8 protein-coding genes are annotated in these 16,936 nt (G+C 62.7%); 5 read left to right on the plus strand and 3 right to left on the minus strand.

The window, feature by feature from the left end:
- Nucleotides 1-67: 67 nt before the first annotated feature.
- Together AC1DV9_RS01945 and AC1DV9_RS01950 are read right to left on the minus strand one after the other, a co-directional pair.
- Nucleotides 68-742, minus strand: a complete 675-nt coding sequence (locus AC1DV9_RS01945) for a response regulator transcription factor (protein ID WP_112514539.1) — start codon at nucleotides 740-742, stop codon at nucleotides 68-70.
- Nucleotides 743-898: 156 nt separating this feature from the next.
- A complete protein-coding gene (locus AC1DV9_RS01950) occupies nucleotides 899-2,230 on the minus strand; it encodes a sensor histidine kinase (RefSeq protein ID WP_477945867.1) in 1,332 nt (443 codons plus the stop codon).
- 506 nt (nucleotides 2,231-2,736) lie between these two features.
- Between AC1DV9_RS01950 and AC1DV9_RS01955 the strand changes: the two genes are divergently transcribed.
- The 5 genes from AC1DV9_RS01955 to AC1DV9_RS01975 all read left to right on the plus strand — a co-directional run bounded on the left by AC1DV9_RS01955 (nucleotide 2,737) and on the right by AC1DV9_RS01975 (nucleotide 15,980).
- Nucleotides 2,737-9,786, plus strand: coding sequence for a peroxidase family protein (locus AC1DV9_RS01955; RefSeq protein ID WP_477945869.1), 7,050 nt, complete (start codon nucleotides 2,737-2,739; stop codon nucleotides 9,784-9,786).
- Nucleotides 9,787-9,855: 69 nt separating this feature from the next.
- Nucleotides 9,856-11,592, plus strand: a complete 1,737-nt coding sequence (locus AC1DV9_RS01960; RefSeq protein WP_477945870.1) for a type I secretion system permease/ATPase — start codon at nucleotides 9,856-9,858, stop codon at nucleotides 11,590-11,592.
- 14 nt (nucleotides 11,593-11,606) lie between these two features.
- A complete protein-coding gene (locus AC1DV9_RS01965) occupies nucleotides 11,607-14,234 on the plus strand; it encodes a cadherin-like domain-containing protein (RefSeq protein WP_477945872.1) in 2,628 nt (875 codons plus the stop codon).
- A gap of 31 nt (nucleotides 14,235-14,265) precedes the next feature.
- Nucleotides 14,266-15,552: an HlyD family type I secretion periplasmic adaptor subunit gene (locus AC1DV9_RS01970; RefSeq protein WP_477941605.1), complete on the plus strand. Its 1,287-nt coding sequence runs from the start codon at nucleotides 14,266-14,268 to the stop codon at nucleotides 15,550-15,552.
- Between the two features lie 155 nt (nucleotides 15,553-15,707).
- Complete coding sequence (locus AC1DV9_RS01975) at nucleotides 15,708-15,980, plus strand: hypothetical protein (RefSeq protein WP_112388648.1); 273 nt, start codon at nucleotides 15,708-15,710, stop codon at nucleotides 15,978-15,980.
- 3 nt (nucleotides 15,981-15,983) lie between these two features.
- On the opposite strand, the gene AC1DV9_RS01980 is transcribed toward AC1DV9_RS01975, so the two are convergent.
- Entirely contained in the window at nucleotides 15,984-16,760 is a 777-nt protein-coding gene (locus AC1DV9_RS01980; RefSeq protein WP_477945873.1) for a DUF1194 domain-containing protein, read from the minus strand.
- Nucleotides 16,761-16,936: the final 176 nt, after the last annotated feature.

The raw sequence follows: 16,936 nt of genomic DNA on the forward strand, positions 1-16,936 counted from the left end.
GATCGCACGTCAATAGACATAAAGATATGTTTATGTCTTTGTTTCTTCGGTTGGCTGTGCTCGCCGATTACGACAACAGCATCGAGGACGGCGCGCCGGTCTCCACGGGAGCCTGCAACTTCTGGGCAGCAAGCACCACTTCGACGCGATTGCGGGCATCGAGCTTCTGCATCAGGATCGTCATGTAGTGCTTGACGGTCTTCTCGCTGATATCGAGCATGCTGGCGATTTCGCGGTTGGTCTTGCCCTGCAGCAGGTAGTTGACGATCTGCTCCTCGCGGGCGCTCAGGCGCTTCTGCATCTGCGCCTTGCGGCGCACCTCGGCCGTCTTCATCGACAGGATCACCTTGGTGGCGAAACCCGGCGTGATGAAGGTGCTGCCGTCATGCACGGTCTTGATCGCCTCATACAGATCGCGCGCCGTGCTACCCTTCAGCACATAGCCACAGACGCCGAGATTGAGCACCTGGATCGCCGTGTCGATATTGGCGGTGGCGGTGAAGACCACGACTTTGGTGCCTTCGTAGTTCTTCTGGATCAGCTCGAGTGCCGCCAGTGTATCGCCCGGCATGCTGAGATCGGTGACAAGAACGTCGGGCCGGTGCTCCTCGACGATCTTCAGCGCGTCGATGGCGTTCTGCCCGCGGGCAGTCACCCGAAGATCTTCCTTCGCCGAGTAAAGATTAACGAGTCCATCCAACAATATTGGATGATCATCAACGAATGCGACCGAGATAGACATGATGACGAATAAACCCCCTCGTCTTCTTTCCGATAGCTCTAAAGTAAACAGAGCCAAACATAAAGACGGATTTTAATGCTTGGTTAACTTCATCGGATTTCTGTCTATTCGATCTCTATGCTTTCAGCCAGTTATCAATTCGGATAGTCCGTCGCCTTATAGGCCAGCTGCGTCGGCCTGCTGCAGCTCCAGCACCATCTCCAGGATCATGCCACCCCCGGGCCGCTTGGTGACAGCAAGCTTACCGCCGAAGCTCTCGATCCTCTGCCGGAGGCCATAGAGCCCCATTCCGCCCTCGCGCGCCGCAAACGGCACCGTCCCGGAGGGCAAACCGTCATCCTCGACCGAAATCGCGATGACCGGCATGTCGATCCGACATCGGACACGCTGGCCGTTGCCACCAGCGTGGCGGTAGGCGTTGTTAAGCCCTTCCTGAACGAAGCGGTAGATGCAGGTCTTCAGCGCCGGCGGCAGGTCGGCATTGGTGCCGCTGGACACAAAGGCGACCTTGGTCTTGGTCCGCGCCTCATGCTGCCTGATCGCCTCGGCCACCACGTCCTTAGCCCAGAGATGCAGGATCTCCGGCAAGAGCAGCGACTTGGTGACCGTCCGGGCCTCGATCAGTGCTTCACCCAGCGTCTTGCTGGTCTCGTCGAGGAGCCTTGCGCGCTCATCTTTCTTGGTCAGGTCGCGCAGCTCGTCGAGCTGTAGGATGGCCAGTGTCATCAGCTGTACCGGGCCGTCATGCAGGTCGGCGCCGATGCGGCGGATGAAGGTCTCGTTGAGGTTGGCGAATTCCATGGAGGCCCGGCGCGCCGTGTCCCTCAGCTCCATCAATTCCTTCGAGGCGGACTCTGCCTCCTCGGCGCGGTGGCTCAGCACCTGCCGCTGATGCTCGATTGTCCGGCTGCCGCGCCTGACGATCAGGAACAGGCCGAGCATGACGACGAAGGAGAACAACGCCACCGTCGTCCAGGTGACCACCCGCAGCCGCGCGAGCTCATCGACAAAACCGCTCGGATCCTCATGGATCTCGGCCACGCCGATGATCCGCCCCGAAGCCTGGTCATGCAGCGGGCTGTAGATTTCGAGATATTCGGTATTGATGTTGCGGAACGTGTGCTCGTCGGCATGAAGATCCGCATAGACGGCGACAATTTCGCCTTTCAAGGCGCGCTGCAGGCCCTCGGGGAAACTGAAGCGGTGGCCGATCATCTGCTTGGTCCGGGAATAGGCAACAGTTCCGTCGGGCGCCCATATCTCGATATGCGGGAAGCGCGCCTGGAGATCCGCATCGCCGAACAGCGCGTCGAGATGAGCGATGCTGGCGGCCTTAAGGCGCGTCGAGGCGCCCAGTTCCTGCACCTCAGCCTCAGTCAGGCTCTGAACCAGCAAGGCCGTCGTGCCGGCCTTTCCGCTGAGCGCCTTGTCGGCAACCAGCCGCGTCGTCAGATAGCCCGCAGAAACCGTGGCGATCAGAATAACCAAGCTGCTGGCGATCAGGAACTGCGTGGAAAGGGTCCGCTCGGCGCCCCATCGAAGGATACGCTTAAACAGTCGCGGCGCTTCCGCGCTTTCATCTACGCCAGCATTTCTGGCGCCTAAGTATTCGTCCGGCAAAACGTCCCCCCAAGGCCGATAGCGCTATCATCCTTGCAATATTACCCAAGGAAATAAAGCACCATTTTTGTACTATAGGCCCGTATGAATTCTATCAGACCAAAGGCCAATTCATCATAGGACCTTACTCCCGGAAGGATAAGGACCGAAGACCTGCTTTTGCCGTGGACGAACATCGAAAACATCGTCCGACCATGCGCCGTTCAAAACCCCGGTAACTTTCCGCAAGATCGCATCATCCCAAGCCAGCCCTGCAAGGCGGGCTTTGAAGACATCAGGGGCAATTCAAACCGCCGGGCTCGCAGCGCGATCCGGCGGACAGGACAAGTTTGCGAAAAACCAGGCGCCAGGACAGCGCGCCGACGGAGGGGAAAATGGTTACGCTTGTAAGACACGATCTCGAGTTCATCCTGAAGCAGATCGCCATCGCCGAACAGCATGCGGCCGGTGGTGACCTTGCCGCGCTCGTCGCCGAAGCCGGCGAAGCAGCCGGCGCGACCGGCACCGGTGCGCCGCAGGCGCATCTCCTGCCCTACGGCCTCCGAACCGTCGACGGCAGCTACAACAACCTGCTCGATGGCAAGGAAACGTGGGGCGCCGCCGACCAGCCGTTCACGCCGCTGGTGCAGCCGAACTACCTCAACGAAAATGACGACACACAGATGTTCGGGACACCGGCCAATCCGGTTTACCTGACCAACGGAAACTATACGCCGGGCACATCGAGCGGCAGCCCGATGCTTGCACCCGGCACCGTCGTCGACGCCGATCCGCGCATCATCTCCAACCTGATCGTCGATCAGACCAGCAACAACCCGGCGGCGATCATGGTCTATGATGCCATGCTCGCCGAGGGCAAGACGGCAACGCGCGTACCGATGCAGGACGCCAATGGCGCGCCCGTCGTCCATGCAGCCAATGTCGTCGGCCCCGATGGCACCGTTCTCGCCGCCGCGGGCAGTCCCGTCTATGTCTACACGTTCGAGAACGTCTCGCCCGATATTGGCGACTCCGCGCCTTACAACTCGATGTTCACGCTGTTCGGCCAGTTCTTCGACCATGGTCTTGACCTCGTGGCCAAGGGCGGCGCCGGTACCGTGTACATTCCGCTGTCACCGGATGATCCGCTCTACAATCCGGCAACGCCGCACACCAATTTCATGGTCCTGACCCGCGCCAGCCGCGACGCCGACGGCGAAGTGGCTGCCAACACCACGACTCCCTGGGTCGACCAGAACCAGACCTATACCTCGCATGCATCGCATCAGGTGTTCTTGCGCGAATATGTCATGCATGAGGGCAAGCCTGTCGCGACCGGCCATCTGCTTGACGGCGACCGTGGTCTGCCCACCTGGGCAGACATCAAGGCGCAGGCCCGCGACATGCTCGGCATCGACCTGACCGATGCCGATGTCACCAACATTCCACTGCTGCGCACCGATCCCTATGGCCGCTTCATCCCCGATGCCAACGGCTTCGCCCAGGTGATCATCGGCATCGGCGCAGACGGCATTCCGAACACCGCCGACGACATCGTTGTCTCGGGGACGCCGGGCGCTCCTGTCAGCACCGCTGGCGCCGTCCGCATCGGCCACGCCTTCCTCGATGATATCGCCCATGCCGCAGTACCGGTCATCGCCGGTGGCGTCCTGCAGGCCGACGGTGACGACGCCGTAGGCTATTCCGGCGGCTTCAACACCCGCGGTCAGCAGACTGCCTACGATGATGAGTTGCTCGACGCGCACTACATCACCGGCGACGGCCGCGGTAACGAGAATATCGGCCTGACGTCGATCCACCACATCTTCCACTCGGAGCACAACAGCGTCGTGGAGCAGACCAAGCAGGTCGTCCTCGACAGCGCCGACCTGGTCTTCATCAACCAGTGGCTGCTTGAGCCGATTACCACGCTGCCGACAACCGAGGCAGAACTTGAGGGACTCGTCTGGAACGGCGAGCGTCTGTTCCAGGCAGGCCGCTTCACCACCGAAATGCAGTATCAGCACCTCGTCTTCGAGGAATTCGGCCGCAAGATGCAGCCGGATATCGATGCCTTCGTCTTCGAGCCGTCGACCGACATCAATCCGGCGATCTTCGCCGAGTTCGCCCACGCGGTTTACCGCTTCGGCCACTCGATGCTGAACCAGGATATCGACCGCCTCGTCGAAAATGCGGATGGTACTTTCAGCTTCGATAACATCACGCTGTTCGACGGCTTCCTGAACCCGCTGGAACTCGGCACGGTCGATGCCAACGGTAATGTGCTCGTCAATCACGATCAGGCAGCCGGCGCCATCATCCGCGGCATGTCCCGACAGGGCGGCAACGAAATCGACGAATTCGTCACCGACGTTTTGCGCAACCAGCTTGTCGGCATCCCGCTCGATCTTGCAGCGCTCAATATCGCCCGTGGCCGCGACGTCGGCCTGCCGACGCTGAACGAGGCACGCGCCCAATTTTACCAGGCCGCCGGTCAGGACACGCAGCTGAAGCCCTATGTCAGCTGGACCGATTTCGCGCTGAACCTGCAGAACACCGCCTCGATCGTCAACTTCATCGCCGCCTACGGCACGCATTCGTCGATCACCAGCGCAACGACGCTCGACGCCAAGCGTGCCGCCGCCGCGTCGATCGTGCTCGGCACTGCCGGTGCACCTGCCGACCGTCTGGAATTCCTGAACTCGACCGGCGCCTGGGCGAACACCGAGACGGGTCTCAACGACATCGATCTGTGGATCGGCGGCTTGGCCGAGAAGAAGATGGATTTCGGCGGCATGCTCGGCTCCACCTTCTCCTTCGTCTTCGAACTGCAGATGGAAAACCTGCAGGAATCGGACCGCTTCTATTATCTCTCCCGCGTCCAGGGCCTGAACCTTCTCAACGAGCTGGAAAACAACTCGCTGAGCAAGATCATCATGCGCAATACCGATCTCGGCGAAGGTTCGACGGCGCTGCCGGGCGACATCTTCTCGACGCCTGATCACACGCTCGAAATGGATATCTCGAAGCAGGTCGGCGCCGATCCGATCTTCACTGATGCAATCCTGCAAGCGCTGACGCCGCTGGTCGTGCGCCGCGACACCGATGGTGACGGCGATCTCGACTACATGGCCTATCACGGCGGCGACCACGTCGTCATGGGCGGCACCGAGGAAGACGATACAATCATCGCCGGCGAAGGTGACGACACGATCTGGGGCTATGGCGGCAACGACACACTCGAAGCCGGCTACGGCGTCGACCACGTCCACGGTGGCGAGGGTGACGACATCATCACCAATGCCGGCACGGATATCGGCGCCGCCGACTTCCTGCATGGCGAAGGCGGCAACGACGTCATCCACGGCGGTAGCGGCCTGGCGCTGATCTTCGGCAATGACGGCAAGGACTTCATCATCGCCGGCCCCGACGGAAAGCACGTTCTCGGCGGCCTCGGCGACGACTTCATCCGCGGTGGTGACGGCGGCGACTTCCTGATGGGCAACGAGGGCAACGACTGGATCGAAGGCGGCGGCCGTTTCGACACGCTGTCGGGCGAAAACTCCGAACTGTTCTTCAACTCCTCGATCATCGGCCATGACGTTCTGAACGGCGATGGCAGCGACACCGACTACGACGCCGAATCCGGCGACGACATCATGTTCCAGGGTGACGGCATCCAGCGCAGCAACGGCATGGCCGGCTTCGACTGGGCGATCCACAAGGGCGACAATACGGCGGCCAATTCCGATCTCGGCATCCCGCTCTTCGCCACCCAGGAAGCCTTCATCCTGCGCGACCGCTTCGACCTCGTCGAAGGTCTCTCTGGCTGGGTCCATGACGATATTCTGACCGGACGCGTCGCGCCGACCAATGCCCGGGCCGAACTGCAGAATACCGCAGCCATTCCCGGTACCGGCAGCCCGCTCGAAAGCTATTCGAACGCGCTGCTCGAAAAGAACCTCAGCCTCATCGCCGGTCTCTCGCAGCTCGTCGCCCACCGTGCCCGTACCTCGGTGACCGTCAACGGCGTCACCGAAACAATCGTCATGGATACCGCTGACGCTTCCGACATCCTGCTCGGCGGCGGCGGTGACGACATCATCACCGGCCTCGCCGGCGACGACATCATCGACGGCGACCGCTGGCTGAACGTCCGGATCCGCATCAACGACCTCAACGGCAATGAGATCGGCTCGTCCGACGGCCTGTCGAAGGGCGTCTTTGCGCCCAGCGGCGCCGCGATGTTCAACGGCCGCACACTCAGCGACCTGATGTTCGACCGCACGCTGAACCCGAGCCAGCTCGAAATCGTCCGCGAGATCGTCGACGGCGAGGTGGAGGGCGATATCGATACGGCCGTCTATACCGACGTCCGCGCCAATTATACGATCACGCAGAATGCGGATGGCAGCATCACCGTCGCTCACACCGGCTTCGACGAAGACGGGGGGCCCGACGGAGATGAGGAGACGGTTGCCAATCCGGTTTCCGACGGCACCGACCGCCTGTTCAACATCGAGCGGCTGCGTTTTGCGGACGGCGAATATGCGCTGAGCCCACCGCAACTCCAGCTCTACACGCTCGATCGTGGCCAATACCGCGACGACTTCAGCCCGTCCAACTACACGGGTACCGACGGCACCACGCCCTGGACAACACCTTGGACGGAGTCTAGCGACAACAACAGCGCCACCAGCGGCGATGTTCTCGTCACCGGCGGCACGTTGCGCTTCGACGATAACGGCAATGGCGCCAGCGTGCAGCGGGCCGCCAACCTCGCCGGTGCGACGACGGCACGTCTCACCTACGATGTGAACGAAAGCGGACTCGACCAGGGCGATACCGTGACCGTCTGGTTTGCGGCCAATGGCGTCAATTTCATCCAGATCGACACCATCAACTCTGCAACAAACGTTGCCGAACGGAGCAGCGATCTGACCGGCCCGTTTACCGCCGGGGCCATTGTTCGCTTCACATCCACCGCACTCGGCAATAATGACATCGTCGATATCGACAATGTCAAGATCGACTTCACCCGCCCTGCGGCGGCGCCATCGATCAACTATGCAACGAGCTTCATCGAGAATGGTGAGCCGGTTGCGATCGCCTCCGGTCCTGCGATCACAGATGAGGATGGCCAGATTGTCTCCGCACGGATCGTTCTGACCAATGCCCAGAACGGTGACCAGCTGAATGCAGGCGCTCTTCCTGCAGGCATCACCGCCCAGACCGACACTTCGGTTGCCGGCCAGATCGCCATCACGCTGACGGGGACCGCCACGCTTGCCGCCTACCAGGCCTCAATCCAGGCGATCACCTTCGGCAACAGCTCGGACCAGCCGGGAACGGTGGCACGCGTCATCACCGTCACCGTCAACGACGGCCTGATGAACAGCAATCCGTCGACCGCAACGATAGCGGTCACGGCTGTCAACGATGCGCCCGTCGCCGGTGACGATACCGTCATCACCAATGTAGAGACCGGCAGCTTCGTCATTCCGGAATGGGCACTGCTCGCCAATGACACGGATGTCGACAGCCTTCTCAACATCACCGGCGCCACCGAGAACCAGACGAACTTCGCGGTCGCGGTGAACCCCGCAGGCGACGTCACGGTCACGCACTCGACCACACAGCAGCGCAACTTCACCTATACGGTGAGCGACGGTGCTGCGACCGATACGGCGACCGTTACCGTCACCCGCGACACCAACGACGTCAGCGGCACGGCCGGCAACAACATCCTGATCGGCGACAACTCCGGTGACACGTTCGACGGCGGCACCGGCAACGACATCGTGCTCGCCGGTGGCGGCAACGACACCATCGTCTGGAACGCCAACAATGCGGGCGCAACGGATGGACGCGACATCGTTGATGGCGGCGCGGGTACCGATACGTTCGACCTCAACGGCCGCAATGGCCAGGGCGGCAACGAGACCTTCCGCATCTATACGCGGCAGGCCGCCGAGCTTGCCGGCATCACCGGTCTGATGGCGACCACCGAAATCGTCATCACCCGCAACGGCACCGACAATGGCTCGGTGATCGCTGAACTCGACAATATCGAGGAGATCACCGTCGGCAACATCACGCTGGATGACGGCACGCCGACTGGCGGGACAACGGGTGGCGACACCATCATCGTCGTCGGCGACTTCTCGCAGACCAGCCTGGCGCTGAACACAATCACCATCGACGGCACCGATGGCGACGACGTGATCGACATCTCGGCGCTGCAATCGGCACATCGTATCGTCTTCCGCTCGAATGGCGGCAACGACACGATCGTCGGCACGCTGCGCCCGCAGGACGTCATCGAATTGCCTGAAGGCCTGACCGCTGAAGACTTCGAGACGACTGTCGATGACGAGGGCCGCACGGTGATGACCCGCGAAGGCAGCTCGATCACCTTCGTCGCGCCTGATGGCTCGGAGCCGCCGGTTGGTCCCGGTGATGACGACCACGAGGAGGAGGAAGAAGAGCAGGAAGGTGGCGATGACGACGACGGCGAACAGCCGTCCGGCGGCGAAGGCCCGGCTCCGGCCACGCCCCGCACGCTTGTTGGCACCGGTGCCGGCGAGGCCCTTTTGGGTGCAGCCGCAGCCGACATCATCCTGGCAGGCGATGGCAACGACATCCTCGTCGGTGAAGCCGGCAGCGATATCCTGCGCGGTGAAGGCGGCCATGACCTCATTACCGGCGGCGCAGGCGCCGATGTGATGTCGGGCGGTGATGGCGACGACGAGGTCCATGGCGGCGCTGATGCCGACCATATCTTCGGCGACGCAGGGGCCGACCGGCTCTACGGCGACGATGGCAACGACGTCATCGAAGGTGGTGCGGGCGACGACCAGGTCTGGGCGGGTGCAGGCAACGACCTCATCCTCGCCAAGCTCAACGACGGATCCGACACCTATTGGGGCGGCGATGGCAACGACACGCTGGACTATGCAGCGGCCACCACCAACCTCACCGTCGATCTCGGCAACGGTTTCATGGGCAGAGGCAGTGTCGCCGGGTCGAGCACAGGCACGGATATCGTCTACGGCTTCGAAAACTTCCTCGGTGGGTCCGGCCACGACACGATCACCGCGTCGCTCGCCATCAACATCATCGATGGCGGGGCTGGAGAGGATGTCTTCCGCTTCACCTCGGCGGCAGCGGCCAACGGCGACAAGATCTATGGCTTCCAGCCGGGAGACAAGATCGACTTCTCGGCCATCGACGCCAACACGTCGGTCGCCAGTGTCCAGGGCTTCGCGCTGAAGGCGGGCTCGATTACCGCCGCGGGCCAGATCGCCGTCAGCCATGAAACAATCGATGGCGAGGCCTTCACGGTGCTGCGTGGCAACGTCAACGCCGATCCGGAAGAAGACTTCGAACTGATGATCGCGGGTACCCATAACCTGAAGGCATCGGACTTCAACGGGGTCTCGTGATCGATGGCTCTGCCCCATGGCCGCTGACGGCCATGGGGCATGCCGAATGAATTGCCGGAGGGGAAAATCATGGCAACGAAGAAGAAAGAGCCGCAATACAAGATCGACAAGGCGCGCGGCATCCTGACCTATCTGTTCGGCCTGTCCGGGCTCATCAACATCCTGGCGCTCACCGGCGCCTTCTACATGCTGCAGATTTACGACCGGGCGCTTGCCAGCGGCAGCATCTCGACGCTGATCGCGCTCTCAGTCCTGGCAATCGGTCTCTACCTCTTCCAAGGCGCCTTCGACATCCTGCGCTCGCAGATCCTCGTGCGCCTCGGCGCCAAGATGGATACGACGCTGGCGCCGCTAACGCATCAGGTCGTCGTCGAAATGCCACGCTACGGCTACTCGACGGCAGAGGCGGCCGAGCGTGGCCGCGACGTCGATACGCTGCGCAGCTTCCTCGGTGGCCAGGGCCCGATCGCGCTTTTCGACCTGCCCTGGATCCCGATCTATCTCGTCTTCGTCTGGCTGCTGCATCCGGTGCTTGGCATGCTGACGCTGGGCGGCGCAGCAGTGCTCGCCTGTCTGACGATCCTCGCCGAAGTGCTGACGCGGCGTCACGCCCATACGATGATCAAGGCCGCCGTCACCCGCAACGCCGTGCTCGATTCCAACACCCGCAACAGCGAAGTCCTGCATGCCATGGGCATGACTCAGCGCGCCGTCGATCGCTTCGAGCGGGCCAATCGCTATCACCTCGAGCACCAGACCAAAACCTCCGATATCGGCGGCACGCTGTCGGGTCTCTCCAAAGTGCTGCGCATGATGCTGCAGTCGGCGATCCTCGGCCTCGGCGCCTATCTGGCGATCGGCGGCGAGCTTTCGGCCGGCGCCATCGTCGCCGCCTCGATCGTCACCAGCCGCGCGCTCGCCCCCGTCGATCTGGCGATCGCGCAGTGGAAGAGCGTCGTCTCGGCACGCCGCAGTTACAACCGCATCCAGGAAACGCTGGCTGTCCTTAACGGCAAGGAAGAGTTCATCCCGCTTCCCGAACCCAAGGAAAGCCTGAGGATCGAGGGGCTGACGACCGTTGCGCCCAGCACCGGCGCTGTGCTGCTCAGCGAGGTCGGTTTCGAACTGAAGGCAGGCCAGGCGCTCGGCCTCATCGGCCCCAGCGGCGGCGGCAAGACGACGCTGGTCAAGAGCCTGCTCGGCATCTGGCCGGCGCTGCGCGGTTCGGTCCGCATCGATGGCGCCGATCTCGGCCAGTGGAATGCCGATTTCTTCCGCGATCACGTCGGCTACCTGCCGCAGGACGTTGCACTGATGGACGGCACGATCTCCGATAACATCTGCCGCTTTGCCGAGGAGCCGGATCCGCGCAAGATCATTCTGGCCGCCAAGGCCGCCGGCATCCACGACATGATCGTCCACCTGCGCGAAGGCTACCAGACCGAACTCGGCCCGAACGGGACTGCACTTTCGGCCGGTCAGCGGCAGCGTGTGGCGCTGGCCCGCGCGCTCTATGGCGACCCCTTCCTGGTGGTACTCGACGAGCCGAATTCCAATCTCGACGCCGAGGGTGAAGAAGCCCTGACGACGGCCATTCTCTCGGTCCGGCGCCGCGGCGGCATCGTCGTCATCATCGCCCACCGCCCCAGCGCTCTGCAGGCCGTCGACATGGTCGGGCTGATGCAGGGCGGAAAGCTCACCTCCTTCGGCCCCAAGGAAACGCTGCTGCAGACCAAGGCCAAGCCGCTCGCCGTCGAGAAGTCGTTCGGCGACAGCCGATCGCCGCGCTCGACGGCCGCGGAATAAGGGAGCGCGCTGTCATGGAGGAGAAGCTCACCCTTGGCCTGCCGGATGCGCAGGCAGCGATCGCGCCGATCAACAAGTACCGCGAGAAGGAAGAGAGCAAGAGCGGACCGCGCAAGTTCTTCATGCCGTTGACGGCCTTTTCGGCGCTGGCGATGATGTTTGCAAAGACCGAGCCCGGCGCACGCAACCAGCAGCCGGAGGCCAAGGAGCAGGAGCCGGAACAACCCTCCAACGACGATTACGGGATCATCGAGGACGTCACCGCCTTTCTCCAGACGCTCGCGAGCGAGGCCGCCGCTCCGGAAGCAGGTGAACAGCAGCCTGCCGTCCGGCTGAGTTTCCGCACCAGCACGTTCTACGTCACGGACATGCCGCCGCGTCTTGAGCGCACTATCCTGAGCGGTACGGCCAACGACAATCTGCGCAGCATCATCGACACCGGCGAAGGCTTCGAGTTTCCGGCGCTGCGCCCGCCCGTTCATCTGGACCTGTCGTCCCGCGCAACGCGCGGCACTTCCGCCAGCGGCGCGCCCTCCGGTGGCAATCGCAATCCCGATGACCAGGACGACCCGGACCCGAACCGGGCACCGGTCAGCCTCGGACGCTACACATTCTCCAGCGGCTTCGTGAACCTCTCGGCGCTGGTCATGCTCGACGACCTGCTCGCCCATATGTACGATCCGGATGGCGACAAGCTCAGCATCAACGACATCTCGGTATCGAGTGGCCAGATCCGCGCCTACGGGCAGGATATGTGGCTCTATACCCCGCAGCGCGGCTATATCGGCGACGTCACCTTCACCTATGACGTGTCCGATGGTCAGGCCGAAATCCGCACCGGCGCGCTGTTCAACCTGCGCAAGGCGCCGCCCCATGAAATCCAGGGAACGGAAGGCGCCGAAACGCTGACCGGGACGCCCGGCGAAGACCTGATATCCGGCCTCGGCGGCAGCGACGTGATCTATGGGCGCGAAGGCGACGACATTATCTCCGGCGACGGCGGCGACGACCTGATCCTCGGCGGCGACGGCGCCGATACGCTCTATGGCGGCGCAGGCAACGACACGCTCTTCGGTGGTGCCGGCAACGACGTCCTCTTCGGCGGCGACGGCGATGACCGTTTGTTCGGCGAGGCAGGCAACGACACGCTGATCGCCGGACACGGCAACGACGCGCTGAGCGGCGGCACCGGCGCGGACCGGCTTTTCGGCGAAGACGGCGATGACAGCCTGCTCGGAGAAGCCGGCGACGACTATCTCGACGGCGGCGATGGCGACGACGCCATGACCGGCGGCAGCGGCAACGACGTCGTTATCGCCGGCAAGGGTAACGACACGATCAGGGCCGGGCTCGCGGGCGAGGAAGCGCGCATGGCAGTGGCCACGGCGCATGACGGGAATGACAGCTATTCCGGTGGCGAGGGCATCGACACCTATGACATGAGCAGCGCCCGCAAGGCCGTCGCCGCCGACCTTTCTCTTGGGACCGCCAGCGGCGAAGAGATCGGCAGCGACAGGCTCGTCGATATCGAAAATCTCACCGGCGGCGCGGGCGACGATACGCTCACCGGCAGCGACACCGCCAATATCCTGGCCGGCGCCGACGGCGACGACGCCCTTTGCGGCAAGGATGGCGACGACACGATTTCCGGCGGAAACGGCGACGACACCTTCGTCGTGCTTGCCCGGAGCGGCGATCGCGATGATGACGACGACGGGGATGATCACTATTTCGGAGACGATGGCTTCGATACGCTCGATCTCGCTGCGCTGGTCCAGGAGGTCATCGCCGATCTCGAAGCGCAGCTCGCAGAAGGTCAGGAGATCGGCCGCGATACGATCGAAGGCTTCGAGGCCGTGATCGGCGGCGCCGGCGACGATCGCCTTTCCGGCAATTCGGCGGCCAATATTCTCGTCGGCGGCAACGGCAACGACCGCCTCTCCGGCCGCGCCGGCGATGATGTCCTGACAGGCGGGGATGGCGACGACATCGTCTCCGGCGATAGCGGCGACGATATCGTTCTCGTTGCCGTCCACGCCGCCGATGACGGCCGCAACGGACGGAGCGACGGCGACGACAGCTATCAGGGCGGTGACGGCTTCGACACCTACAGTGCCGCCGGGGCCGTGCACGCCGTCATCATCGACCTCGACCATGGCACCGCCACCGGCGTCGATATCGGCGACGACACATTGGCAGGCTTCGAGGCCGCGATCGGTGGTAGCGGCGCGGACTTGATCATCGCCGGAGATGGCCTCAACTTCATGGCCGGTGGCGCCGGAGACGACGTCTTCGTCTTCCGTTCGCTGGCATCGATCGCCAACGATGGCGACGGCCGCGACCAGATCCGCGATTTCGCCGTCGGCGACCGGATCGACTTCTCCGGGATTGCCGCCAGCATCGGCGGACTGGTGTTCGGAGCGCCCGATACAGACGGCCCGCAGCAGCCGGTGAACCGGATCATGCTCTATCACGAGAGCTTCGAGGACGGCGGACGGACCATCGTCAAGGCGATCATCGACTTCGAGCGCGACGAGGATTTCGAGATCCTCCTCTATGGCCGCCACGAACTGACCGAACAGGACTTCATCCTGGCGGCACGCGACACCGGCGCGGACGGCACCGCTCCGCATCAAGCCTGATCACAATCAAAGAAAAGCTAGGGGAAAGCACATGCAGCCGGCAAAGAAAGAAACACAAAAGCAGTTCGGCATTTCGGGCCGCATCTATCTCTCGGCGTTTCTCGCCGGGGCGCTGGTCTTCGGCATTGGCGGCTGGGCCGCACAGGCGAAGCTCTCGGGTGCCGTCATCGCGCAGGGGCAGGTTGCCGTTTCGCAACAGGTCAAGGTGATCCAGCACCGCGATGGCGGCATCGTTTCGGAAATCTTGGTGCGCAACGGCGACGCCGTCCGCAAGGGTTCCGTACTTTTCCGCCTTGACGAAACCCAAACCCGTGTCGAACTGACGATCGTTCGCAGCCAGCTGCAGCAACTGCAGGCGATGATGGCGCGGCTGTCCGCCGAACGCGACGGGGCCGAGACCGTCAGCTTCGCAGGGCTCGACGTCCCTGCCCCGCTCGCCAGGAGCGAGACCAAGCTGTTTACCGAAAACCTCGGCATGCTCGCCAATCAGAAGGAACAGCTTCGCCTGCAGGCTGCGCAGCTGCAGCAGCAGGTGGAGGGCTATCGCGCCCAGCAGCACTCCAACGATGAGGAAAAGGCAATCATCGATCTGGAACTGCAAAAGACCAACCAGCTGCTGGCAAGAGGCCTGATTCAGATCACCCAGCAGCGCGACGCCGCCCGGCAGAAGGCGCGGATCGAAGGCGCCCGCGGCGAGCTGATCGCCCGCATGGCCGAAACTGAAAACGAGATCAGCGAAGTCAGGATGAAGCTCCTGTCGCTCGATCAGAACCGCCGCAAGGAGGCGCAGACGGAGATCGTCGGGCTCGAGGCCAAGATTGCCGAACTCACGGAACGGGAAGTTGCCGCCGGTGACCGCCTGTCACGGATGGAAGTGCGCGCGCCGGTCGATGGGCTGATCTACGACATGCAGATCCACACGATCGGCGGCATCGTCGGTGCCGGTGCGACGGTGATGTCCGTCGTTCCCGATAGCGAAGAGATGACCGTCGAAATCCAGGTGCCGCCTGCCGATATCGACCGCATCTCGCCCGGCCAGCCGACACGCATGCGCTTTACGGCCTTCAATCAGCGCACGACGCCCGAGTTCCACGGCGCCGTCGATGTCGTGGCCGCCGCCACGGCAACCGACCGCACCACCGGCCGGCCCTACTATCTCGCCACCATCAAGCCTTCCGACCTGCTGCAGCTCGGCAGCCGCAAGCTCGTTCCCGGCATGCCTGTGGAAGTCTATGTTCAGACCGACGAGCGCAGCGCGCTGTCCTATCTGGCAAAGCCATTCACCGACCAGATGATGCGGGCATTCCGCGAGGAATAAGGTTCGGAAATACGCCAGGAGCCGATGGGACGCGACGTGTTCGCGCACCCGTCGGCTCCGGCGCGTTAACCAATCGTTAACCATATTGGACCAGCCTTGGCGGCAGTCGCGCCCTCTTCTTGAGGCGGCATTTGCAAACAGATCGAGGTGGTAAGATGCGGCTCGTCACTCTTCCCGGCAAGATTCTCGCCAAGGCAAATCATACGCTGATCATCATGGGCGACGGCGCGGCGCGCCAGGCCGTCTGCGTGCTCGATGAAGCGCTGAAGGCGGCAAATCCGCAGCGTATTGACGCCGTACGTCAGCATCTCGGGCTGATCGAGCGGATCGCCAGCGGCAAAACCGACAGAGGCGAAGTCGCCTTCGACGGCCGTGTCTGGATCACGTCGGCCGATCTCACGGTCAATAGCGGCGGACGCCTGCATTGATCCTCAGCGATCGAAGAAATCCTGCCATTGCTTTTCGCCGGCCATGCAATCGCTCTTCGGCGGTGCAGCGGCCTTCTGGATGTCCGGAACCGGGCTGAGGCCGCTGACCTCAAGCACCAGCTTGCGGCGGACAGCGATGCCGAAATCCTCGATCTTGTAGACCGGCAGCACGAAAGCGCCCGGGCCGCCGATGACGCAGTCGGCATAATAGTTGTCGAGGCCGCCCGGCGCCCCTGATGGCCGTAGCATCAGCGCCAACCCGTTGATGATGAGCCCCGCCTCCACCGCTTTGTCGCGGGTTGGCGCAACAGGGTTGCCGGCATTGTTTGTGCCATCCCCCGAAACATCGATCACCTGCCGCATCGCTGTATATGGGCTCGAAACGATCATCGACGTCCCCTGGGTAATCGCTGTCGATATCGATGTGCGCCTCTGGGTGTTCAGCGGCCGCTGTTCCAGTTTATCGGCAAATGCGATCGCATCGCTTTCGTTCTCGATCAGATGCCAGTCGAGCACTGAGCCCGGCACCACGAAGCCCGCCCATTCGAAATAGCTGATGGCGATGCGCCCTGTCAGACCACCTTTGACGGCGTCGATGAATTCCTTGTGCTTGAGCGCCTCGACATAGCCCTCTCGCTGAATGCGCACCTCTTCGAAGTCCATCGACCGGGACGTATCGACGGCCAGTACGAGCTTGACGTCGACCTCGCCGGCGCCTGCCTGTACCGGCACGGCCGCACTTCCGGAGAGCGTCATGAGTATCGCGAGCGTCTCGAACATCGGCAATCCAATCACCGGCTATGGACCCTGTCGAAGGATATAGTCCGAACCGTGCATCCGCCAATGCGGCTTCGAAAGATTGTCGTGTCTCAAAGACGGTCGCTTCTTTGAACACGTTTTGCTTGCGTTAATCACCCGGATAGATCGCACGGCACAATCCTGGATATAAGCCGTTA

It is taken from the genome of Rhizobium sp. 01L410, from assembly GCF_056400165.1.

Coding starts and splice junctions, on each gene's coding strand:
- AC1DV9_RS01955 (WP_477945869.1), top strand. CDS start 2,737: ATGGTTACGCTTGTAAGACACGATCTCGAGTTCATCCTGAAGCAGATC.
- AC1DV9_RS01975 (WP_112388648.1), top strand. CDS start 15,708: ATGCGGCTCGTCACTCTTCCCGGCAAGATTCTCGCCAAGGCAAATCAT.
- AC1DV9_RS01945 (WP_112514539.1), bottom strand. CDS start 742: ATGTCTATCTCGGTCGCATTCGTTGATGATCATCCAATATTGTTGGAT.
- AC1DV9_RS01980 (WP_477945873.1), bottom strand. CDS start 16,760: ATGTTCGAGACGCTCGCGATACTCATGACGCTCTCCGGAAGTGCGGCC.
- AC1DV9_RS01960 (WP_477945870.1), top strand. CDS start 9,856: ATGGCAACGAAGAAGAAAGAGCCGCAATACAAGATCGACAAGGCGCGC.
- AC1DV9_RS01965 (WP_477945872.1), top strand. CDS start 11,607: ATGGAGGAGAAGCTCACCCTTGGCCTGCCGGATGCGCAGGCAGCGATC.
- AC1DV9_RS01970 (WP_477941605.1), top strand. CDS start 14,266: ATGCAGCCGGCAAAGAAAGAAACACAAAAGCAGTTCGGCATTTCGGGC.